The sequence below is a fragment of the Erwinia sp. V90_4 genome (assembly GCF_029967685.1).
GTDB classification, from domain to species: Bacteria; Pseudomonadota; Gammaproteobacteria; order Enterobacterales; family Enterobacteriaceae; genus Erwinia; species Erwinia aphidicola.
This window is the reverse complement of sequence record NZ_JASCAQ010000043.1, coordinates 169,130-191,325: the sequence shown is the minus strand read 5'-3', so window position 1 is coordinate 191,325 and position 22,196 is coordinate 169,130. Positions and strand designations below refer to the sequence as shown.

15 protein-coding genes are annotated in these 22,196 nt (G+C 59.0%); 3 read left to right on the top strand and 12 right to left on the bottom strand.

The window, feature by feature from the left end; all coding sequences use genetic code 11:
• Window positions 1-3: 3 nt before the first annotated feature.
• Entirely contained in the window at window positions 4-2,379 is a 2,376-nt protein-coding gene (lptD, locus tag QLG07_RS10795; RefSeq protein ID WP_282469198.1) for an LPS assembly protein LptD, read from the bottom strand.
• A 147-nt stretch (window positions 2,380-2,526) separates the two neighbouring features.
• Between lptD and djlA the strand changes: the two genes are divergently transcribed.
• A complete protein-coding gene (gene djlA / locus QLG07_RS10790; protein ID WP_048914814.1) occupies window positions 2,527-3,351 on the top strand; it encodes a co-chaperone DjlA in 825 nt (274 codons plus the stop codon).
• Window positions 3,352-3,444: 93 nt separating this feature from the next.
• Here the strand turns inward: djlA and rluA are convergent, their stop codons facing one another.
• The 3 genes from rluA to polB form a co-directional block, all read right to left on the bottom strand.
• Entirely contained in the window at window positions 3,445-4,098 is a 654-nt protein-coding gene (gene rluA / locus QLG07_RS10785) for a bifunctional tRNA pseudouridine(32) synthase/23S rRNA pseudouridine(746) synthase RluA (RefSeq protein ID WP_180276738.1), read from the bottom strand.
• Window positions 4,099-4,104: 6 nt separating this feature from the next.
• Window positions 4,105-7,011, bottom strand: a complete 2,907-nt coding sequence (rapA, locus tag QLG07_RS10780) for an RNA polymerase-associated protein RapA (protein WP_048914816.1) — start codon at window positions 7,009-7,011, stop codon at window positions 4,105-4,107.
• A gap of 140 nt (window positions 7,012-7,151) precedes the next feature.
• Window positions 7,152-9,515, bottom strand: coding sequence for a DNA polymerase II (polB, locus tag QLG07_RS10775; RefSeq protein WP_099753882.1), 2,364 nt, complete (start codon window positions 9,513-9,515; stop codon window positions 7,152-7,154).
• A gap of 159 nt (window positions 9,516-9,674) precedes the next feature.
• On the opposite strand from polB, the gene QLG07_RS10770 reads away from it, so the two are divergent.
• On the top strand, window positions 9,675-10,436 hold the full coding sequence (locus tag QLG07_RS10770; protein ID WP_048914818.1) for a DedA family protein: 762 nt from the start codon (window positions 9,675-9,677) through the stop codon (window positions 10,434-10,436).
• Here the strand turns inward: QLG07_RS10770 and thiQ are convergent.
• From thiQ to sgrR, 4 genes are all read right to left on the bottom strand, one after another.
• Complete coding sequence (gene thiQ, locus QLG07_RS10765) at window positions 10,416-11,129, bottom strand: thiamine ABC transporter ATP-binding protein ThiQ (protein WP_187498447.1); 714 nt, start codon at window positions 11,127-11,129, stop codon at window positions 10,416-10,418. The genes QLG07_RS10770 and thiQ overlap by 21 nt on opposite strands.
• Entirely contained in the window at window positions 11,113-12,723 is a 1,611-nt protein-coding gene (thiP, locus tag QLG07_RS10760; protein ID WP_191149520.1) for a thiamine/thiamine pyrophosphate ABC transporter permease ThiP, read from the bottom strand. The genes thiQ and thiP overlap by 17 nt, the downstream gene beginning before the upstream one ends.
• Complete coding sequence (thiB, locus tag QLG07_RS10755; protein WP_099753880.1) at window positions 12,699-13,685, bottom strand: thiamine ABC transporter substrate binding subunit; 987 nt, start codon at window positions 13,683-13,685, stop codon at window positions 12,699-12,701. Before thiB ends, thiP begins: the two co-directional genes overlap by 25 nt.
• 72 nt (window positions 13,686-13,757) lie before the next feature.
• Complete coding sequence (gene sgrR, locus QLG07_RS10750; RefSeq protein WP_062818084.1) at window positions 13,758-15,419, bottom strand: HTH-type transcriptional regulator SgrR; 1,662 nt, start codon at window positions 15,417-15,419, stop codon at window positions 13,758-13,760.
• Between the two features lie 248 nt (window positions 15,420-15,667).
• Here sgrR and QLG07_RS10745 point away from each other — a divergent pair, with 248 nt between their 5' ends.
• On the top strand, window positions 15,668-16,852 hold the full coding sequence (locus tag QLG07_RS10745) for an MFS transporter (RefSeq protein ID WP_282469197.1): 1,185 nt from the start codon (window positions 15,668-15,670) through the stop codon (window positions 16,850-16,852).
• 85 nt (window positions 16,853-16,937) lie between these two features.
• Here QLG07_RS10745 and leuD read toward each other — a convergent pair whose 3' ends face one another.
• From leuD to leuA, 4 genes are read right to left on the bottom strand one after another with little or no spacing between them, the layout of a single operon-like run.
• Window positions 16,938-17,543, bottom strand: a complete 606-nt coding sequence (gene leuD, locus QLG07_RS10740; RefSeq protein ID WP_048914824.1) for a 3-isopropylmalate dehydratase small subunit — start codon at window positions 17,541-17,543, stop codon at window positions 16,938-16,940.
• Window positions 17,544-17,552: 9 nt separating this feature from the next.
• Window positions 17,553-18,953, bottom strand: a complete 1,401-nt coding sequence (gene leuC, locus QLG07_RS10735; protein ID WP_048914825.1) for a 3-isopropylmalate dehydratase large subunit — start codon at window positions 18,951-18,953, stop codon at window positions 17,553-17,555.
• Window positions 18,953-20,041: a 3-isopropylmalate dehydrogenase gene (gene leuB, locus QLG07_RS10730; protein ID WP_282469196.1), complete on the bottom strand. Its 1,089-nt coding sequence runs from the start codon at window positions 20,039-20,041 to the stop codon at window positions 18,953-18,955. Before leuB ends, leuC begins: the two co-directional genes overlap by 1 nt.
• Window positions 20,042-21,610, bottom strand: coding sequence for a 2-isopropylmalate synthase (gene leuA / locus QLG07_RS10725; RefSeq protein ID WP_282469195.1), 1,569 nt, complete (start codon window positions 21,608-21,610; stop codon window positions 20,042-20,044). It abuts the gene before it with no gap.
• Window positions 21,611-22,196 lie beyond the last annotated feature (586 nt).

Genomic DNA, 22,196 nt, shown 5'->3' with positions numbered 1-22,196 from the left:
ACATCAGAAAGCGCGCTGATAAGGCAGGATGCCCTGACGCAGCATTTGACCGGTGCCTAAGCCATAACTTGGGCTGAGACCACGCAGTTCAATGTTGAACGAGATTTTGTTGTCGTACTTACTGTTGTCGTTTTCCCAACCGTTGATTTTGCGCTCGTAGCCAAGGCGGACCGCATAGCAGCAGGAGCTGTACTGCACGCCCAGTAGCTGGTCAGCAGCCTGGTTAGCTTTGGTATCGTAATACCAGGCACCCACCACGGACCACGCATCGGCGATTGGCCAGCTGGCGGTTGCACCCACCTGTGAAATCTCCTGCTGCCACAGCGGGTTGTTATACCCGGTAAGCGTCTGCTGGACATATTCTTTGCTGGTATAACGGTAGTTCAGCTGCACCATACGGTCCGCATCACGGCGATATTCCAGCACGGCGTTGCCCTGCGAAACATCATTCAAACGGGTGTCATACTGCACTCCGCCGCGTGCTGCCCAGCGGTCGCTGATCTTCCAGTAGCTGTCACCTGCCCAAATCAGGCTGCCGCGATCGTCTTCACCAACGGTGTTCACTCCGGTACGAGACGGGGTGAACGAGTAGATTTGACCAATGGAAGCGTTAAAACGTTCAACCAGATCGTTATCAAAAATTCGCGTGGTCACGCCGGTGCTGACCTGGTTGTTCGACGCAATGCGATCCAGGCCGCTGTAGGTGCGGTCGCGGAACAGGCCGGTGTAGTCACTCTGCAGCAGCGTGGAGTCATAGGCACGAATGTCGCTCTGGTCGCGATACGGCGTGTAAAGGTACTGCACGCGCGGTTCCAGCGTCTGGGTGTAACCCGGTGACCAGTCCATGTCGCGGTCGAAGACCATCTTGCCGTCAACCTTGAACTGCGGCATGACGCGGTTAACCGTGCCCTTGAGCTGGTTATCGGCGCTGCTGCTCAGCGAGTTGTAATACTCAATGTCATCCTGCTGATAGTGGGTCGCCAGCAGTTTGGCTTCGGTATTCAGGCTGCCCCAGCCGTTCGACATCGGCAGATCCAGCGTTGGCTCCAGGTGCAGACGCGTGGCATCCGGCAGCCTTTGGTTCACGTTGGTAAACTTCACCGCCTGCGCGTAAACGTGAGTATCGAACGGGCCAACATCATTCTGGTACCAGTTCATATCGAGCTGAGGTTCAGCGCGATAGACATCGTTGTTCGCGTTGGTTGAGAAGATCTGGAACTGCTTGGTCGACAGCGTGGCATCCCAGTTGGTATCGGCGTAGCCAATGCTGAACTTTTGCGTCACATAGCCGTCGGTAGTCGATCCATAAACCGAGTCGAGATCGGTAAAGTAGTAGGGATCGCTGACTTTGGTGTAGTCAGCGCTGAAGCGCCAGTGCTGATCGTAAACGCCTGAATGGTTCCAGTAGAACAGCCAGCGGTTCGAGTCTTCATCCGTCGGATGCTTATCTTCATAGGTGCGGTCAGAGCCGAGGTAGTCGAACTGCAACAGACCGGCACCGGCGGTGGTCAGGTAGCGGAACTCATTCTGCCACTGCATGCCGCGGCGGCTGATATAGTGCGGCGTAATGGTGGCATCGGCCTGCGGCGCGATGTTCCAGTAGTACGGCAGCATAAACTCGAAGCCGCTGTTACTACCGTATTTAGCATTAGGGATCAGGAAACCTGAACGGCGCTTATCCCCGACCGGCAGCTGCAGGTACGGGCTGTAAAACACCGGCACCGGGCCGAGTTTGAAGCGGGCGTTCCAGATTTCGACCAGCTGCTCGTCGCTATCGTGGATCACTTCTGAACCCGCCACGCTCCAGCTGTTCTGGCCCGGCAGGCAGGAGGTAAAGGTGCCGTTTTCCAGAATGGTGTAGCGGTTTTCGCCGCGCAGCTTCATCTGGTCTGCCTTACCACGGCCCTGACGTCCCACCATCTGGTAGTCGCCGTTCCAGACGTTGGTGTCTTTAGTATCCAGATTCGACCAGGCTTTCGGACCTTTCAGGATGACCTGATTGTCGTCATAGTGCACATTACCCAGTGCATCAACCGTGCGGGTCGGGGTAGTTTGTCCGCTGAGCATCCTTTGATGCAGCTGAACTTCGTCGGACTGCAGGCGACTGTTGCCCTGACGAATGTCGACATTGCCGGTAAAGACTGCATCATCGGGATAGTTGCCTTTGGCTTTATCCGCGTCAATGGTGACCGGCAGTTCGTTGGTTTTACCCTGTACTAAAGGACGGTCGTAACTGGGCACCCCAAGCATACATTGAGATGCGAGGTCATCGGCCAGGCCCTGCTGGCTGTAAAGCGCTGAACCGATTAGGGTGGCCAGCAACGTAGGTAGTCTTTTTTTCATACGCGGTATCGAGAATTCCGTGATCACTGGCATCATGCCGACAAACGGTCAGAGACTAACTTACTCAACTGCGTTGCGCTAGTCTTTATCCTGGTTGTTTGACCGCGTACCAATAGGCTATGGGATAAATGACAGGTATGATAATGCAATTTTTAGCCTTCAGCATGGCGAATTGAGGAGTATATGCGCTATTGGGGAAAAGTATTGGGTCTTGTGCTGGGATTATTGTCCGGTGCAGGCTTCTGGGGCGTCGTTTTTGGCCTGTTGGCCGGGCATTTGATTGATAAAGCGCGTGCGCCAAATCGACAGGGCTATTTTGCTAACCAGCAGACGCGGCAAATGCTGTTTTTCCGCACCACGTTCCAGGTGATGGGCCATTTAACCAAATCCAAAGGGCGGGTGACGGACGCGGATATCCAGATGGCAACGCTGCTGATGGACCGCATGCAGCTGCATGGCGAAGCGCGCACCTCGGCACAGCGCGCGTTCCGTGAAGGCAAAGAGGGCGATTATCCGCTGCGCGATAAACTGCGTGAGCTGCGCAGCGCCTGCTTTGGCCGTTTCGATCTGATTCGCATGTTCCTGGAAATTCAGATTCAGGCGGCCTTTGCCGACGGTTCACTGCATCCTAACGAACGCCAGGTGCTGTATGTGATTGCCGAAGAGCTCGGCATATCCCGCACCCAGTTCGATCAGTTCCTGCGCATGATGGAGAGCGGCCAGCAGTTTGGCGGCGGCTATCAGGGCGGCGGTGGCTCTTCGCAGGGCGGCTTTGCCGGTGCACGGCGTGGTCCCACGCTGGAGGACGCCTGCAGCGTGCTTGGGGTAAAAAGCAGCGACGATGGCACTACCATCAAGCGCGCCTATCGCAAGCTGATGAGCGAGCATCACCCGGATAAGCTGGTGGCGAAAGGATTACCGCCGCAGATGATGGAGATGGCGAAGCAGAAAGCGCAGGAGATTCAGTCAGCGTACGATCTGATCAAGCGCGAGAAGGGATTTAAATAAGGCTGAAAAAAGGGCGGACCGAAAAAGAAGGTCCTCCCCTACCGTAGGGGCCGATCATCTGTTCCGATCGGCCCGTATCACTGGGTCAATAAATTAAAACTCCGCCGGCTGCCGGAACGTCATTGGCGTGCCGTACTGCGGGTGGCTAATGCTCAGGCTTTCGGCATGCAGCTGCAGCCGGGGTGCCATCGCTTTCGCCGCGTCGTGCGCGTAAAAGTTATCGCCGAGGATCGGGTGGCCGAGCGCCAGCATATGCACGCGCAGCTGGTGGGAACGCCCGGTAATTGGCTTCAGCTGTACGCGCGCGCTGTTATCACTGGCGTAGTCCAGCACCTGATACTCCGTCTGCGCCGACTTACCCGTGTCAAAACAGACCTTCTGCTTTGGCCGGTTCGGCCAGTCACAGATCAGCGGTAAATCGACCAGCCCTTTCTCCGGCTGCGGATGGCCCCAGACGCGCGCCACGTAAGTTTTCTGCGGCTCGCGCTCGCGGAACTGCCGTTTCAGCTCGCGCTCGGCGGCTTTGGTTAGCGCCACCACCATCACGCCGCTGGTGGCCATATCCAGCCGGTGCACCGACTCCGCCGCCGGATAATCACGCTGGACGCGGGTCATGACGCTGTCCTTGTGATCGTCCAGGCGGCCGGGAACCGACAGCAGCCCGCTGGGTTTATTGACCACCATGATGTGCTCATCCTGATAGAGGATATGCAGCCACGGCTCCAGCGGCGGATTGTAGGGTGCCATCATCATTTACTGGTGCGTCACAACAATCAGACGCAGCGCATCAAGACGCCAGCCTGCTTCATCAAGATTGGCCAGCACCTGCTCGCGGTTGCTTTCCAGCGCGTCAATCTCATCCTGACGGATGTTAGGATTGACCGCGCTCAGCGCCTGCAGGCGTGACAGCTCGGCGCTCAGCTTTTCATTAGCTTCCACGCGTGCTGCATCAATCACCTTACGCGCTTCCAGCGCGGCCGGCTCTTCTGACAGCTTAATGATCTCATGTACATCCTGCTGCACCGCATTGACCAGCTTGCTGCCGGTGTGGCGGTTAACCGCATTCAGCTGGCGGTTGAAGCTTTCAAACTCCACTTTGGCCGCCAGGTTAGTGCCTTTGCGGTCTACCAGCATGCGGATAGGCGTGGGCGGCAGGAAGCGGGTCAGCTGCAGGTGCTTCGGCGCCTGAGCTTCCACCACGTAGATCAGCTCCAGCAGCAGCGTGCCGACCGGCAGGGCTTTGTTCTTCAGCAGCGACAGCGCGCAGCTACCGGTGTCGCCGGAGAGGATCAGATCCAGCCCGTTACGGATGATCGGGTGCTCCCAGCTGACGTACTGCGCATCTTCACGCGACAGCGCCTGGTTGCGGTCAAAGGTGATGGTGCAGCCATCTTCCGGCAGACCCGGGAAGTCCGGCACCAGCATATGGTCGCCCGGCGTCAGGATGATCAGGTTATCGCTGCGATCTTCCTGATTAATACCGACGATATCGAACAGGTTGAGGGCAAAGTTGACCAGCTCAATATCGTTATCCTGCTCGGAGATCAGGTTAGCCAGCGCCTGGGCTTTTTCGCCGCCGTTGGAGTTCAGCTCCAGCAGACGGTCACGGCCCTGTTCCAGCTGGGCTTTCAGGCCGTCGTGCTGCTTGCGGCACTGGCGGATAAACTCATCCAGCCCTTCCGGGTTCTCCGGCGCGGCGAGATACTCAATCAGCTGGCTGTAGGCGCTGTCATACACGGTACGGCCGGTCGGGCAGGTGTGCTCGAATGCATCCAGCCCTTCGTGATACCACTGCACCAGCACCGACTGTGCGGTTCTTTCCAGATAAGGCACGTGGATCTGAATATCGTGCGCCTGACCGATACGGTCGAGACGGCCAATACGCTGCTCCAGCAGGTCCGGGTTAAACGGCAGGTCGAACATCACCATCTGGCTGGCGAACTGGAAGTTACGCCCTTCAGAGCCGATTTCAGAACAGAGCAGCACCTGCGCGCCATCCTCTTCCGAGGCGAACCAGGCCGCCGCGCGATCGCGTTCAATAATTGACAGCCCTTCATGGAATACGGCGGCACGAATACCTTCGCGCTCGCGCAGGACCTGCTCCAGCTGCAGTGCTGTGGCGGCTTTAGCGCAGATCACCAGCACTTTTTTATCGCGGTTGCTGGTGAGGAAGCCCATCAGCCACTCAACGCGCGGGTCGAAGTTCCACCAGGTGCCGCTGTCGCCTTCAAATTCCTGATAAATCTGCTCCGGGTAGAGCATGTCGCGGGCGCGTTCGTCGGCTGACTTACGCGCGCCCATAATGCCGGAGACTTTGATTGCCGTCTGATACTGCGTCGGCAGCGGCAGACGGATCTGATGCAGTTCGCGTTTCGGGAAGCCTTTGACGCCGTTACGCGTGTTGCGGAACAGCACGCGGCTGGTGCCGTGACGGTCCATCAGCATGCTAATCAGCTCCTGGCGCGCTTCCAGCTTGCCTTCGCGATCGCTGTTGGCGGTTTGCAGCAGCGGTTCGATATCCTGCTCGCCCATCAGGTCATTCAGCAGGTTCAGCTCATCGTTGCCGATGGTTTTATCGGCCAGCAGCAGAGAGACCGCGTCGGCAATCGGGCGGAAGTGCTTCTGCTCTTCCACAAATTGCGCAAAGTCGTGGAAGCGATTCGGGTCCAGCAGGCGCAGGCGGGCGAAGTGGCTCTCCATTCCCAGCTGTTCCGGGGTGGCGGTCAGCAGCAGGATGCCGGGGATTTGCTCGGCGAGCTGTTCGATCACCTGATATTCGCGGCTTGGTGCTTCTTCAGACCACACCAGGTGATGAGCTTCATCCACCACCATCAGGTCCCATTCGGCATCGGCCAGTTTTTCCAGGCGCTGTTTGTTGCGGCGCACAAAGTCGAGCGAACAGATAATCATCTGCTCGGTTTCAAATGGGTTATCGCTGTCGAGCTGCGCCTGAGCGTAGCGGTCATCGTCGAACAGCGCAAAGCGCAGGTTAAAGCGGCGCAGCATTTCCACCAGCCACTGATGCTGCAGAGTTTCCGGTACCACGATCAGAATACGCTCGGCACGACCGGCCAGCAGCTGCTGGTGGATGATCATCCCGGCTTCGATGGTTTTACCCAGGCCTACTTCATCGGCCAGCAGCACGCGCGGCGCGTGGCGGCGGCCAACATCGTGCGCGATATGCAATTGGTGCGGGATCAGGCTGGTGCGCATGCCGCGCAGGCCGCTGGTGGCAAGGCGATATTGCTCACTCTGATATTTACGCGCGCGAAAGCGCAGCGCGAAGCGGTCCATGCGGTCCAGCTGACCGGCAAACAGGCGGTCCTGAGGTTTACCGAACACCAGCTTGCTGTCGAGCATTACCTCGCGCAGCACCACATCGCTTTCCTCAGTATCAAGGCGGGTGCCGACGTAGCTGACTACGCCGTTGACCGTGTTGACTTCGGTAACTTCCATCTCCCAGCCTTCGTGACTGGTAATGGTGTCGCCCGGGTTGAACACCACGCGGGTGATCGGAGAATCATTTCTGGCGTAGAGACGGTTTTCGCCCGTAGCAGGAAAGAGCAGGGTGACCATGCGTGTATCGACGGCAACCACAGTTCCCAATCCCAGTTCGCTTTCCGTATCGCTTATCCAGCGTTGACCAAGTGTAAAAGGCATAAATATTCGGCTCGATTCTCGTCTGGTGTGTTTCAGGTGTTAGCATTCCGCCCGGCGATAATAAGGCCCGGCAGTGAATTCAATCTGAGTGAAAACAGGAAGGGCGCTATGGTACTGGAAGGCTGCCCGTTCGTCACCTGTCAAAAAAGCCCCATTTGTCCGGTTACCAGTGTAGCAAAGTCATCATGCATGAAGGGCAGAATGCCATCGGCCACCGGCTGCAGCTGGCGCTCAAGGTAGTGATCGTAGTCCAGCGGCGTCATTCGCGCTTCCAGCGGTTCCGGTCCGCTGGTGGCAATCACATAGCGGATCTTGCCGCCGTTCTGATACAGCAGCGGGCGGCCAAGCTTTTGATTCTGTTCATCGGCGATGCGCGCAGCGCGCACGTGCGGCGGCACGTTGCGCTGATATTCCCCCAGCGGGCGGCGCAGGCGCTTGCTATAGGTGAGCTGATCGTCCAGCTCGCCATCCAGCAGCTGGCGCACGGTTTCACGGATGTAGTCCTGATAGGGCTGGCCGGTAAAAATTTTCAGGTACAGCTCCTGCTGGAACTTCTGCGCCAGCGGCGTCCAGTCGGTACGTACCGTTTCCAGCCCTTTAAATACCATGCGCTGATTTTCACCCTTGCGGATCAGGCCCGCATAACGTTTTTTACTGCCCTGTTCGGCGCCGCGAATGGTCGGCATTAAAAAGCGGCTGAAGTGGGTTTCATACTCCAGCTCCAGCGCACTCTCGACGCCGTACTCCGCCTGCAGATGCTGTTGCCACCAGCGGTTCACTTTCTCCACCAGCTGATGACCGATTTCAGCGGCGCGGGTTTCGTCGTGCGCCGATTTTAGCCAGACGAAGGTGGAGTCGGTATCACCATAAATCACGTCATAGCCTTCGGCCTCAATCAGCTCGCGCGTCTGGCGCATGATGTCATGGCCGCGCATGGTAATTGACGAGGCCAGCCGCGGGTCGAAGAAGCGGCAGGCGCTGGTGCCGAGCACGCCATAAAAGGCGTTCATGATAATTTTCAGCGCCTGCGACAGCGGCTTGTTACCCTGTTTTTTCGCCGCTTCGCGCCCCTGCCAGATCTGGTTAACGATCTCCGGCAGGCAGTGGGTGGTGCGCGAAAAGCGGGCGCCCAGGTAGCCGCCAACGGAATCGGCCTCGTCAGGGTGCGCCATACCTTCCACCAGCCCGACCGGGTCAATCAGGAAGGTGCGGATAATCGACGGATACAGGCTTTTATAATCCAGCACCAGCACCGAATCATACAGGCCGGGGCGTGAGTCCATCACGTAGCCGCCGGGGCTGGCCTGCGGGGCGACTTCACCCATATTTGGCGCGACAAATCCGGCGCGATGCATGCGCGGCAGGTAAAGATGGCTGAACGCCGCCACCGATCCGCCGTGACGATCGACCGCCAGGCCATTGACGGAGGCGCGCTCCAGCAGGAATGGCATCAGCTCGGTGTGCTGGAAGATGCGCGTTACCAGCTCGCAGTCTTTCAGGTTATAAAGCGCCAGCGCGGGCTTGTCCTCGGCGAAGCGCTGGTTGATCTCCTCCATGCGCTGCCACGGATTATTGATCGCTTTCCCTTCGCCGAGCAGCTCGCGCGATACCGCTTCCAGACTGAAAGAGTCAAAGTTCCAGAAGGCGGACTTCAGCGCTTCAATACCGTCTATTATCAGCCGCCCGCTGGCCTGGGCGAAGAAGACGCCGGGCTTAAACCCGTGCTCGCGCCACTCAAGCGCGCCGTTGTGTCCGCGCCCAAGCTGAAGAGGAATGCCGTAGCGGTCGGCGTGCTTTTGCAGCACGCGCAGGTCGAACTGCACCACGTTCCAGCCAATCAGCACGTCGGGGTCATGGCGGGCAAACCAGGCATTGAGTTTTTCCAGCAGCTGCGGGCGGGTATCAACGTACTCAAGGTTGAAGTTCAGCTGGCTGGCATCGCCGTTTTCCGGGCCGAGCATATAGACATCACGCTGGCCGCAGCCCTCCAGCCCGATGCAATAAAGCTCGCCGTGGCGGGTGGTCTCGATATCCAGCGACACCCACTTTAGCGGTGGGCGATAGTCGGGGTGGGGTTTCAGCCGGGTATTGACCAGGCGATCGCCGGAAGGCTGACCGCTGAACCACACCGGGGCGGTGATAAAGCGCTCCATCAGATAGCGCTCGGGCGGGCGCACGTCGGCCTCATACACGGCGATGCCGTTTTCGCGCAGCAGCTTTTCCAGCTTCTGCAGCTGACGGTTTTGCTTGCAGTAGAGGCCGACCACCGGGCGCTGGCGGAAATCCTTCAGCTCAAGCGCGGCAAAGCGCCAGTGCCGCTCACCAGCCAGTAAGGCCGCGGCATCCGCCTGCTGCTCTGCGGGGATAAACGCCACGGACTCCTGCGGCGGTAACACCACCTGCTGTGGCCCGCTGTCGGTTGCCAGCCACAGCACCACCTCACTGCCGGCGGGCGTATCGCGCCAGTGGCGGCTTAACAGGAATCCTGCACGTGCGTCGTTCACCCAAATTCTCCTGCATCATAATTCATCAATGATAGCATGTTTATTTATACAGTGATTGTGTTGTTCACTCGCCGCCATACGTTCCCATACAAATCAGGCCTTGACGCTTTCCAGCTGCCTCTGGAGAATCCAGGGTTCTTCTTACCGTTTTGGAATGATATGGAAGCCTGGCTGCAACATTTAATTACCCAATCACTGGCCTGGTCGCTACTGGCGATTGGCCTGGTGACTTTCTTTGAATCGTTGGCGCTGGTCGGGCTGCTGCTGCCGGGAACGGTGTTAATGGCTTCCTTTGGCGCGCTGATCGGCAGCGGGCAGATTGGGCTCTATCCTGCGTGGGCGGTGGGGACGATAGGTTGCCTGCTCGGTGACTGGATCTCCTATTTTATCGGCTGGCAGTTTAAAGGGCCGCTGCACCGCTGGTCGTTTATCAAAAAACACCAGAAGCTGATGGATAAAACCGAACATGCGCTGCACGCGCACAGCATGTTCACCATTATCGTCGGGCGCTTTGTTGGGCCTACGCGGCCGCTGATCCCGCTGGTGGCAGGGATGCTGGAGCTGCCGGTGCGCAAATTTATTCCGCCGAACCTGATTGGCTGCATTCTGTGGCCGCCGCTCTATCTGCTGCCGGGGATCCTGGCGGGCGTGGCGATTGACGTGCCGAAGGATGCCAGCAGCGGGATGTTTAAGTGGCTGCTGCTCGGCGTGGCGCTGCTGGTATGGCTCGGCTGCTGGCTGTGCTGGCGCTGGCTGCGGGCGAAAAAGCAGAACGACTGGGCCACGCCGTTTCTGCCGGTTGCGCGCCTGCGCTGGTTAGCGCCGCTGGTGGCGGTGCTGGCGATAGCCAGCTTTACCGCGATTCAGTTCCACCCGATGATGCCGATTTTCCGCCATCTGTTATGGGACGTGTTTTTCTAAAGTCACCCCGAGTACCGCCGCCTCCGGCACGGCACCGCGCTGCAACAGCGCGGTGCTGCCATCCCAGTAAACCCTTCCGTCAACGATCAGCAGGCTGCGCGGTGCGATGGTCGCGGCATCTTCAATGCTGTGCGACACCATCAGCAGCGTGATATTGCGCTCGGCACAGACCTCATCCACCAGCGCCAGCATCTCTTTACGCAGGGCCGGATCGAGGGCGGAGAACGGCTCGTCGAGCAGCAGGATCGGCTGTTGTCTCACCAGGCAGCGGGCGAGGGCCGCACGCTGGCGCTGGCCGCCGGAGAGCTGATGCGGCAGGCGCTGTAGCTCATCCGTCAGCCCGACGCGCTGGGCGATGTTCTGTAACTCATGCTTGTGCTGGTGGCTGAGCTTCAGCCCGGGGTGCAGGCCAAGGCCAATATTCTGCGCCACCGTCAGGTGCGGAAACAGGTTGTTCTCCTGAAACAGCATCGACACCGGGCGCTGCGCCGGAGGCGTCGCACGATGGTCGCTGCCGTTTAGCCGCAGATCGCCGCCGCTGATCGGCAGAAAGCCGGCCAGCAGGCTCAGCAGGGTGCTTTTGCCCGCGCCGCTCGGGCCGAGGATCGCCAGCCGCTCGCCCGCCTGCGCGCTGAAGGTGAAGCGCATCGGCAGGTGGTTGTACAGATAGGTGAGATTAGTCAGGCTTAACATGGCGCCCCGGCAGTTTTTCAATCACGGTGAACAGCAGGAAGCAGAGCAGCAGCAGCAGCAGGGCCGTTACTGCGCCGTCGCTGCTGCGGTACGAACCTATCTGCTGATAGAGGTAGAACGGCAGCGTGCGAAAGTGCTCGTTGCCAAACAGCGCCACCGCGCCGAAATCCCCAATCGACAGTACGCAGGCAAAGGCCAGCGCCTGCGCCAGCGGGCGTTTCAGGGCGCGTAGCTCAATCAGCCGCAGGCGGTTCCAGCCGCGAATATCCAGCGATAAGCAGAGGCGGTTGTAGCGCTCGGCGATGTCGCGCAGCGGGTTTTCCAGCACCTTCATGGCATAGGGCACCGCCATCAGCGCATTGGTGAAAATAACGATGCCGTCCGCGGAGTCCGGTAGCCCCACGCTCTGGTTGAGCAGCAGGAAAAAGCCGGTCGCCAGTACAATACCGGGCATGGCGAGGATCAGCATGCCGCTTAGCTCCAGCGCCTGGCCCCACAGCGAATGCTGACGCAGGCGCAGTTCGCGGCTGCTCCACAGCAGCATCACCGTCAGCAGCACGCTCAACAGCCCGGCCCCGAGGGCGATGCGCAGCGAGGTAAATGTCGCCTGCCACAGCGCGGTCTGCTGCAATACGCCGCTAAAGCCCTGATTGAGCCCGTCAGCGACCACCGCCAGCAGCGGTGGCAGGATCAGCAGCAGCGCCAGCGCGATCAGCACGCCGTCAAGCAGGCGTGCGCGCCAGCTGTCCTGCGGATTACGCCAGCCGCCCAGGCTGTCGCTGCCCGCCGGAATGGCCTTGCTCAGACGCTGGCTCAGCACGACCAGCCCCAGGCAGCAGACCATCTGCAATAGCGCCAGCAGAGCGGCGCGGCCCGGGTCGTAGTCAAAGCTCAGCGCCTGAAAAATTGCCAGCTCGATGGTGGTGGCCTGCGGTCCGCCGCCAAGCGACAGCACCGTCGCGAAGCTGGCGAAACAGAGCATAAAGATCAGCGCGCCTGCCGGCAGGATCTGCCGCCGCAGCCACGGCCATTCGACAATGCAAAAATGCGCCCATCCGCCCAGGCCCAGCTGGGCAGCAAGCTGGCGCTGTTCGCCGGGGATCTGCTGCAAGGCCTGCAACAGCAGGCGCGTGGCCAGCGGCAGATTAAAGAAGACGTGCGCCAGCAGGATGCCCTGCAGGCCGTAAGGCGTGAACGAATAGTGGATGCCGAGCAGGGCGCAGAGCTGTGCCAGCCAGCCGCTGCGGCCATAGACGCTGAGAATGCCAAACACGGCGACCAGCACCGGCAGCACCAGCGTCATGGCGCACAGCCGCAGCAGGGTGGCGCGCCCGGTAAAGCGGCGGCGATACAGCGCCCGCGCCAGCAGAATCGCCGGTAACACCGACAGCAGCGCCGACAGCAGCGCCTGGCCGAAGGAGAAGCGCAGCACGTGCCACAGATAGCTGTCATGCCAGAGTGCGCGCCAGTCGGTTGCGGGTGCATTCTGCCACAGGGCAAAAAACGCCAGCAGCGCCACGCCGATCAGCAGCAGCGCGGCAATCCCGCCGGGCAGCAGCCAGCCGGGGATTACTGGCTGACGGCGCGTTGCCATGCACTAATCCAGCTGCTGCGCTGGCTCGCTACGTCCCCGGCGCTGTATTGCAAAGAGGTGGCGGGCACGGTCAGGGTGTCGAAACCGGCAGGCAAGGTGGTTTTGATCGCCGGGTACATCCAGTTGCCGGTGGCGATAGTGTCCTGGAAGGCAGGCGTCAGAATGAACTGCATAAACTGCTGTGCCAGTTCAGGCTGCTTGCTGGCCTTCAGCTGCCCGGCCACCTCTACCTGTAAATAGTGGCCTTCGCTAAAGTTAGCGGCGGCGTACTGGTCTTTCTTCTCGGCAATCAGGTGATAAGCCGGGGAGGTGGTGTAACTCAGCACCATATCGCTCTCCCCTTTCAGAAACAGGCCATAGGCTTCGCTCCAGCCTTTGGTGACGGTGACGGTTTTCTTCGCCAGCTTCTGCCACGCCTGCGGGCTGTCAGCGCCAAACACTTTCTGCATCCACAGCAGCAGGCCGAGTCCCGGCGTGCTGGTGCGCGGATCCTGGTAAATGATCTTCAGCGGTCGGTCGCTCTCCACCAGCTCTTTCAGGCTTTTTGGCGGATTTTGCAGTTTGGTTTTATCATAAACGAAGGCGAACCAGCCGTAATCGAACGGCACGAAGGTGCTGTTGTGCCAGCCGCCCGGCACCGTGCTGCCGTGGGTGTCGACAGTGGCCGGGGCAAACAGCCCGGTCTTTTCGGCGGCATCCAGCAGATTGTTATCCAGCCCCAGCACCACGTCGGCCTTGCTGTTTTTGCCTTCCATGCGCAGCCGGTTGAGCAGCGATACGCCATCCTCCAGCGCCACGTATTTCAGCTCGCAGTTGCACTGCGCTTCGAACGCTTTTTTTATCGCCGGGCCGGGGCCCCAGTCGGCGGAGAAAGAGTCATAGGTGTAAACCGTCAGGGTCTCTTTCGCCGCGAAGGCAGGCAGGGAAAACAGCACCAGCAGAGGCAGTATTCTTTTCAACACGTGGCGTTCCTTCAGTAGGGTGGGCCGCTAATCGCGGCTTATTGTAGAGGCTTCGTCAACAGGGCGAAAGCGTCATGATTCCGGCGGCGCGAACCAGGCAGACTTGAAGTCAAACCAGCCGAGGGTGTTCATGCGCACGCCGCGCATACTGCGCTGCCCGTGCAGCAGCAGCCAGTGGTGGAACAGCGGATGCAGGAAGTTGCTCTCAATCAGCTGCTTGCTCCAGTCGGCGAGCGGCAGCTTCTGCTCGCGCCACTGCACCGCATCGCTTTCCCAGTCGATCGGCACGCAGTGGTGCATCAGCGGGATCTCATACAGCAGGGCAAACAGCGAGAACTCCAGCGGCAGGGTAAAGTTGGCGCTGCCGAGCCAGATATCGCTTTCGGCTTCGCCGCGATACCAGCTCTCATAGTCGATCTCCTGAGTGATTAGCTCGACGCCGTGCGCGGCCAGGATCGGCCCGAGCGCGTTGGCGATGCCCTGGTGCTCAATGTGGTCGCTATACCAGGTGATGGTGAGCGAGGTTAGCCCCGGCGGCTTCCCGGCAACCGCCATATCGCGGCGATGGTGCCAGCGCGGCAGCAGGCCGTAGGCCGGGAACCAGTAGCGCTGATAGGCGATGCCGCTGTGGTTGAGCAGCGCGATCGGGTTGAAGATGGTGCTGATCCAGCGGCGCAGCTGCTCATTACGGCCGTGTGCCGAGCGCTGGTCAAACATCAGGAAGTAGCAGCCCTCCTCAAGACGGCTCTCCTCTGATTTCTCATCGGTGCTTTCGCTTTGCAGCTTCACGCCGGAGTAGACCAGCTCGTCGCTGATCTCCGGCAGCACCCAGATGTTGACCTCGTCAATCAGCGCCCGGTAGCCAAAGTAGTCATCAAACGCCGAGATGCGCAGCTGGCTGTGCTGGTTGCGCTCGACCGCGTAGGCCCCGGTGCCCACCGGCTGGCGGGCAAAGTTGCGCATGTGCGGCCACTCCTTTGGCAGGATCATCGCGCTGACGCTGCCCAGCAGCCAGGGTAGCCAGGCATCAGGGTGGCTGAGATGGATATCCAGCGTCCACGGCGTATGGCTTTCAATCTGCGCGAAGTGGCTGAACAGCGGCTGCTGTTTCAGGCGCTCCAGCGTGGCGATGACATCGTCCATCTCCAGCTCGCGGCCGTGGTGGAAATGAATCGCCGGGCGCAGAAAGAAGCGCCAGTGCAGCGGGGCGATCTGCTGCCAGTGGTGGGCAATGTCCGGCTCGATTTCCCCGTTTTCCTCATTTATCCGCGCCAGGCCGTTAAAGATCTGGCGGGCGAGGTGGGTTTCTGAGCGGCGCAGCGGCGTGCCGGGCAGCAGATTGAGCAGCGGGCGGTAGTAGAGCACGCGCAGGATATGTTTCCCCTGGCGGAAGCTGCGGCCCAGATGCGATAGCAGCATCTGACGCACGCGGTTTTTGTCGCCGACCAGCTGTACCAGCTGATCGATGCGGTCCTGTTCCAGCAGGTCCTCCGCCCGCTGCTGCTGCAGGGCCAGCCCGGTGTAGCGGAAGGTCAGGCGTGAGCGCTTGCCGCGCCCGGCTTCCGCCTGCCACTCAAGCCAGCCCTGTTCCTGCATAGCGTTCAGCAGGTTGCGCATATGGCGACGAGAACAGCTGAGCTGGACCGCCAGATCGCTCAGCGTGGTTTCCTGTGACTGGCCCTCGCAGCACTGCCAGAGCCGGATAAACTGCTGCTGCAAACGCGGTGAAGACATAAAAGGGGAACCCTGTGTTAAAAGCCGTCTGTTTTTGCTGCCCTATATTACGGTGATAATGCTGACAGATGAAAGAGTGGGAGGCATTCTTCGGAATGGCACTCTGAATCTTTACCCGGACCGGGTAGTTCTGAGTATGGTGCTTTTCACCGGCCAGCTGGCGTCTATGCCGCTGGCTTTTTTCATGCTTTCTCTTCTAAGCTATTGGTTTAGCACTCTCTCCATTTTTGCAGGTCGAGGCACCCGTAATGAAATCGCTCCTTCGCAATCGCCGTATTCATCCGGTGTACCTGGCTTTTATGGCTGTCTCTTTTATGGTCGGCGTCGCCGGGGCATTACAGGCCCCGACGCTGAGCCTGTTCCTCAGCCGTGAAGTAGCCGTGCGGCCGTTCTGGGTCGGGCTGTTTTATACGGTGAATGCGGTGGCGGGGATCGTGGTCAGCCTGCTGCTGGCGAAGCGCTCCGATAATCGCGGCGACCGGCGCATGCTGATCCTGTTCTGCTGCGTGATGGCGGTGGCGAATGCGCTGCTGTTTGCCTTCAACCGCCACTATCTGACGCTGATCACCGCCGGGGTGCTGCTGTCGGCGATTGCCAGCGTGGCGATGCCGCAGATATTTGCCCTGGCGCGGGAATATGCCGACAGCTCGGCGCGTGAGGCGGTGATGTTTAGTTCGGTGATGCGTGCCCAGCTGTCGCTGGCGTGGGTAATTGGCCCGCCGCTGTCGTTTGCTATTGCCCTGAACTATGGCTTTACCACCATGTTTATCGTTGCCGCAGCGCTGTTCGTTGCCTGCGTGGCGCTGGTGTGGTTTACCCTGCCGTCGGTGCCGCGTGCGGAGAGTAGCGGGGCAGTTCCTATCACCGAGATTAGCGCCTGGAAAAGTGCGGACGTGCGCATGCTGTTTATCGCCTCGGTTATCATGTGGACCTGCAATACCATGTATATCATTGATATGCCGCTGTATATCAGCGGCGTGCTGGGGCTGCCGGAGAAACTGGCCGGGCTGCTGATGGGCACCGCGGCCGGGCTGGAGATCCCGGTAATGCTGCTGGCCGGGCACTCTGTGAAACGCTTTGGTAAACGCACCATGATGCTATTGGCGATCGGCTGCGGCGTGCTGTTTTATCTCGGGCTGGTGCTGTTTCACAGCCGCACGGCGCTGATGATACTGCAGCTGTTTAATGCGGTGTTTATCGGCATTATTGCCGGGATTGGCATGATCTGGTTCCAGGATTTAATGCCTGGGCGCCCCGGCGCGGCCACCACGCTGTTTACCAACAGTATTTCGACCGGGGTCATTCTGGCGGGGGTGCTGCAGGGGGCGCTGGCGGAGACCTTCGGGCATGACGCGGTTTACTGGCTGGCGTTCCTGCTGGCGATAGTGTCGTTTGCGCTGTCGTGGCGGGTGCGGGAGAAAAGAGCGGAGTGATTGATAGGGGGCGACCGGAAAAAAAGGTCGAACCCTACCGTATTTGTAGCGGCTGACCCTCTTTTTCGGTCAGCCCGCCGCCGCATTAACGCAAAAACGCGGGTTGTTTCTGTTCCCAGGCGCTGATATCGGCATCGTGCTGCAACGTCAGGCCAATGGAGTCCAGACCGTTGATCAGGCAGTGGCGGCGGAAGCTGTCGATCTCAAACGGCCAGGCTTTATCCCCGACCAGCACCTGCTGATTGACCAGATCAACGGTAAAGCGCATGCCCGGCTCAGCGGCGACCATCCGGAACATCTCATCCACTTCTGCTTCACTCAGCGTCACCAGCAGCAGCTGATTATTGAACGAGTTATTAGCAAAGATATCGGCAAAGCCGGAGCCAATAATCGCCTGGATGCCATAATCGGTCAGCGCCCACGGTGCATGTTCACGCGAGGAGCCGCAGCCGAAGTTTTCACGGGTCAGCATAATGCTGGCACCGCTGAACGCCGGCTGGTTAAGGATAAAGTCCGGGTTAGGGATTTGCCCCTCAGCGTCGCTGTAGCGCCAGTCATAAAACAGGTTGCGGCCAAAACCGGTGCGCGTCACCATCTGCAAAAACTGCTTGGGGATAATCGCATCGGTGTCGACGTTGGCTGCATCCAGCGGCACCACGATACCGCTGTGTTGGGTAAATTTTTTCGCCATAATAATTCCTTACGCCAGCTCACGAATGTCGGCAAAATGGCCGGCTACGGCTGCTGCGGCTGCCATCGCCGGGCTGACCAGATGAGTGCGTCCGCCGCGCCCCTGGCGACCTTCAAAGTTACGGTTGCTGGTGGAAGCGCAGCGTTCACCCGGGCTGAGGCGGTCGTTGTTCATGGCCAGGCACATCGAGCAGCCTGGCAGGCGCCATTCAAAACCCGCATCAATAAAGATCTTATCCAGACCTTCCGCTTCCGCCTGAGCTTTCACCGGGCCAGAACCGGGCACCACATACCCCTGCACGCCAGCAGCGATCTTATGGCCTTTTACCACCGCCGCCGCCGCGCGCAGATCTTCAATGCGTGAATTGGTACAGGAGCCGATAAACACTTTGTCGATGCGCACATCGGTCAGGCGAATACCGGGTTTGAGATCCATATAGGCCAGCGCTTTTTCCGCAGAGGCGCGTTCCACCGGGTCGCTGAACGACGCCGGGTCCGGGATGAGATCGCTGACGGCGATCACCTGGCCGGGATTGGTGCCCCAGGTCACCTGCGGCGCAATATCGGCGGCATCCAGCGTCACCACTTTGTCGAACTGCACGCCATCATCGGATTTTAGCGTGCGCCAGTAATCTACCGCCTGCTGCCACTCAGCCTCTTTCGGGGCAAAGCGACGGCCCTTAACGTAGTTAAAGGTGGTGTCATCAGGCGCAATCAGCCCGGCCTTCGCGCCCAGCTCAATCGCCATGTTGCACAGGGTCATGCGGCCTTCCATGCTCAGGGCTTCCACCGCTTCGCCGCAGAATTCGACCACGTGACCGTTGCCGCCGCCGCTGCCGGTTTTACCGATAATCGCCAGCGCGATATCTTTCGCGGTAATGCCCGCTGCCGTTTTGCCGCGCACTTCCACCTTCATGGTTTTCGCCCGCGACTGTTTCAGCGTCTGCGTGGCCAGCACGTGCTCGACCTCGGAGGTGCCGATACCAAACGCCAGCGCGCCTAACGCGCCGTGGGTGGAGGTATGGGAATCACCACAAACGATAGTCATGCCCGGCAGCGACAGGCCCTGCTCCGGCCCCATCACGTGTACGATGCCCTGAAACTGATGGTTCAGGTCAAACAGCTGCACGCCGAACGCCTCACAGTTTTTCATCAGCATCGACATCTGGATACGCGCCATCTCGCCGCTGGCGTTGATGTCCCGCGACTGGGTGGAGACGTTATGATCCATGGTGGCAAAGGTTTTTGACGGCTGGCGCACCGGGCGGCCGTGCGCGCGCAGGCCGTCAAATGCCTGCGCTGAGGTCACCTCATGGACGAGGTGACGGTCAATATAGATCAGCGGTGTTTCATTGGGTGCTTCGTGCACGACGTGCGCATCAAACAGCTTCTCGTACAGTGTTTTCATCATTATGCTTCGCGAATAAACCGGGCAATCACGCTGCCCATTTCATCGGTGCCGATCGCTTTACCGTTACCGGCCAGGTCGCCGGTGCGATAACCCTCTTCCAGCGCGCGGTTAATGGCGTGCTCAATAGCGTCGGCGGCGTTTGCCGCATTCAGGCTGTAGCGCAGCAGCAGGGCCAGTGACAGGATCTGCGCCACCGGGTTAGCGATATTTTTCCCGGCGATATCCGGCGCGGAACCGCCCGCCGGTTCGAACAGACCAAAGCCTTTCTCATTCAGGCTGGCGGAGGGCAGCATGCCCATCGAGCCGGTGATCATTGCGCATTCGTCCGACAGGATGTCGCCAAACAGATTTGAGCACAGCATCACGTCAAACTGCGACGGCGCCTTGATCAGCTGCATGGTGGCGTTGTCGATATACATATGGCTCAGCTCAACGTCCGGGTAGTCCTGCGCCACTTCGTTAACAATCTGACGCCACAAAATAGAGGACTGCAGCACGTTAGCTTTATCGATTGAGGTTACCTTGCTGTGGCGTTTGCGCGCTGACTCAAAAGCGATACGCGCAATGCGTTCAATTTCGAAACGGTGATAAACCTCGGTGTCGAAAGCGCGCTCATGCATTCCGCTGCCTTCACGCCCCTTTGGCTGGCCAAAATAGATGCCGCCGGTCAGTTCACGCACCACCAGAATGTCGAAACCCTGGTCGGCAATGTCGCGGCGCAGCGGGCAGAAATCTTCCAGCCCCTGATACAGGCTGGCCGGGCGCAGGTTGCTGAACAGCTGGAAGTGCTTACGCAGCGGCAGCAGTGCGCCGCGCTCCGGCTGTTCTGCAGGCGGAAGGTGTTCCCATTTTGGGCCACCGACCGAGCCGAACAGAATCGCATCCGCCTGCTCACAGCCTTTAATCGTTGCCTGCGGTAACGGCTCCCCGTGGCGGTCAATAGCGATGCCGCCGACGTCATATTCGCTGGTGGAGATGCGCATGTTGAAGCGCTCGCGTACTGCGTCCAGCACTTTGCTGGCCTGAGCCATCACTTCCGGGCCGATGCCATCACCGGGTAATACTGCAATATGGTAGCTGCTGGACATTTATACGGCTTCCTTCTGATCTTTCATCTGCGACTTACGCTGCAATTCCTGCTCGACCTGGCGTGCGCGCCAGATGTTATTCAGTGCGTTAACCATGGCTTTTGCTGAAGACTCAACGATATCGGTCGCCAGACCGACGCCGTGGAATTTACGCTCCTTGTACTGCACCACGATATCTACCTGGCCCAGCGCATCTTTACCGTGGCCTTTGGCGGTCAGCTGATAGTTGATCAGCTCAGCATCGAAATCGGTGATGCGGTTGATCGCCTGATAGACCGCATCAACCGGACCGTTACCGGTAGCGGCTTCGGTTTTCTGCTCATCACCGCAGCCCAGCTGCACGGTGGCGGTAGCAATTACGGTAGAACCGGACTGCACGTTGAAGGTGTCCAGCTTGAAGTATTCCGGCTCTTCAGACTGCTTGTTGATAAACGCCAGCGCTTCCAGGTCGTAATCGAAGACCTGGCCTTTCTTGTCGGCCAGCGCTTTGAAGGCCTCGTACAGCGTATCCATGTTGTACTCGGCTTCGGTGTAGCCCATCTCTTCCATGCGGTGCTTCACGGCAGCGCGGCCGGAGCGCGAAGTCAGGTTCAGCTGTACCTGCTTCAGACCGATAGATTCCGGGGTCAGGATTTCATAGTTTTCGCGGTTCTTCAGCACGCCATCCTGGTGGATACCGGAGGAGTGGGCGAATGCGTTGGAACCGATAATCGCTTTATGTGCCGGGATAGGCATATTGCAGATTTTGCTGACGGTCTGGCAGGTACGGTAAATCTCCTGATGATTAATGCGCGTGTGCACATTCATCAGCTGGCTGCGGGTTTTAATCGCCATGATCACCTCTTCCAGCGCGCAGTTACCGGCACGCTCACCCAGGCCGTTCATGGCGCCTTCAACCTGGCGCGCACCGGCATTTACCGCGGCCAGCGCGTTGCCGACCGCCATGCCCAGGTCATCATGGGTATGGACGGACAGGATCGCTTTATCGATATTGGGTACGCGTTCGCGCAGCGCGCTAAAGATGTTGGCGTATTCGTAAGGCAGGGTGTAACCGACGGTATCCGGGATGTTGATGGTGGTGGCACCGGCATTAATCGCGGCTTCTACCACGCGGCACAGGTCATCGATTGGCGTTCGGCCGCCGTCTTCGCAGGAGAACTCCACATCGTCGGTGTAGTTACGGGCGCGCTTCACCATCTTCACCGCACGCTCAATCACTTCTGGCAGGGTACTGCGCAGTTTGGTGGCAATGTGCATCGGCGAGGTCGCCAGGAAAGTGTGGATGCGGTAGGCCTCCGCCACGCGCAGCGCTTCATAGGCTGCGTCGATATCTTTTTCCACACAGCGTGCCAGACCGCAAACCCGGCTGTTCTTAATCTGGCGGGCGATGGTCTGCACCGATTCAAAATCACCCGGGGAGGAGACCGGGAAGCCGACCTCCATGACGTCGACGCCCATACGTTCCAGTGCCAGGGCAATTTGCAGCTTTTCTTTCACACTCAGGCTGGCCTGTAATGCCTGCTCGCCATCGCGCAGAGTGGTATCGAAAATAATGACTTGTTGGCTCATTGGGTTGTTCCTTGTCGTGTTTACGTCGCCGGTTGCCGCGAGCATAAAAAAACCCGCGCATTGGCGCGGGTTTCTTAGTTTTGCAAGCCTGAATCAGTGATTGATTCCGCCCACAAGTCTACCGCGCAATGAGGATGCGTTTAGTAGTAGACCGAGTAGGCGGGTGGAACGAATCATTGAATCAGACCCCATAAATTGTAAAGTGGCTTTATTGATACCCGATCAAACCCAGGGCTGTCAACCATCAATAACAATCCGCTGCGCATGGTCATTATTCAGCCGACCGGGCATTCGATGCCACAGAGTTTTAATAACAAAACGATCACAATGCAAATAACCGGGCAGCAGTATATTCCGCTTTTGGAATGCCTTATTTTCAGTGTAATTGTCGCTGGCAAGGGTAGGGCGGCAGAGCCTTAATTAACGCTTTGCGCACTCGTGGTGTGGTTTGCCGTTTGCCTGCCAACTTTTCTACGGTTATGGTATTTGCGATAAACGCCCACAAGAATTCATAACTCAATAACGTTTATCCAACGAGTGGGGCTGCGCCCTGTACCTGGATGTTGGAAATGATTTCCAATTTCTG

What these genes read in the sequence shown, in the direction of transcription:
- sgrR (WP_062818084.1), bottom strand. Translation starts at nt 15,419, where the DNA reads ATGTCTTCACCGCGTTTGCAGCAGCAGTTTATCCGGCTCTGGCAGTGC.
- djlA (WP_048914814.1), top strand. Translation starts at nt 2,527, where the DNA reads ATGCGCTATTGGGGAAAAGTATTGGGTCTTGTGCTGGGATTATTGTCC.
- leuC (WP_048914825.1), bottom strand. Translation starts at nt 18,953, where the DNA reads ATGATGAAAACACTGTACGAGAAGCTGTTTGATGCGCACGTCGTGCAC.
- thiP (WP_191149520.1), bottom strand. Translation starts at nt 12,723, where the DNA reads ATGGCAACGCGCCGTCAGCCAGTAATCCCCGGCTGGCTGCTGCCCGGC.
- leuD (WP_048914824.1), bottom strand. Translation starts at nt 17,543, where the DNA reads ATGGCGAAAAAATTTACCCAACACAGCGGTATCGTGGTGCCGCTGGAT.
- leuB (WP_282469196.1), bottom strand. Translation starts at nt 20,041, where the DNA reads ATGTCCAGCAGCTACCATATTGCAGTATTACCCGGTGATGGCATCGGC.
- lptD (WP_282469198.1), bottom strand. Translation starts at nt 2,379, where the DNA reads ATGATGCCAGTGATCACGGAATTCTCGATACCGCGTATGAAAAAAAGA.
- rluA (WP_180276738.1), bottom strand. Translation starts at nt 4,098, where the DNA reads ATGGCACCCTACAATCCGCCGCTGGAGCCGTGGCTGCATATCCTCTAT.
- QLG07_RS10770 (WP_048914818.1), top strand. Translation starts at nt 9,675, where the DNA reads ATGGAAGCCTGGCTGCAACATTTAATTACCCAATCACTGGCCTGGTCG.
- thiQ (WP_187498447.1), bottom strand. Translation starts at nt 11,129, where the DNA reads ATGTTAAGCCTGACTAATCTCACCTATCTGTACAACCACCTGCCGATG.
- leuA (WP_282469195.1), bottom strand. Translation starts at nt 21,610, where the DNA reads ATGAGCCAACAAGTCATTATTTTCGATACCACTCTGCGCGATGGCGAG.
- QLG07_RS10745 (WP_282469197.1), top strand. Translation starts at nt 15,668, where the DNA reads ATGAAATCGCTCCTTCGCAATCGCCGTATTCATCCGGTGTACCTGGCT.
- rapA (WP_048914816.1), bottom strand. Translation starts at nt 7,011, where the DNA reads ATGCCTTTTACACTTGGTCAACGCTGGATAAGCGATACGGAAAGCGAA.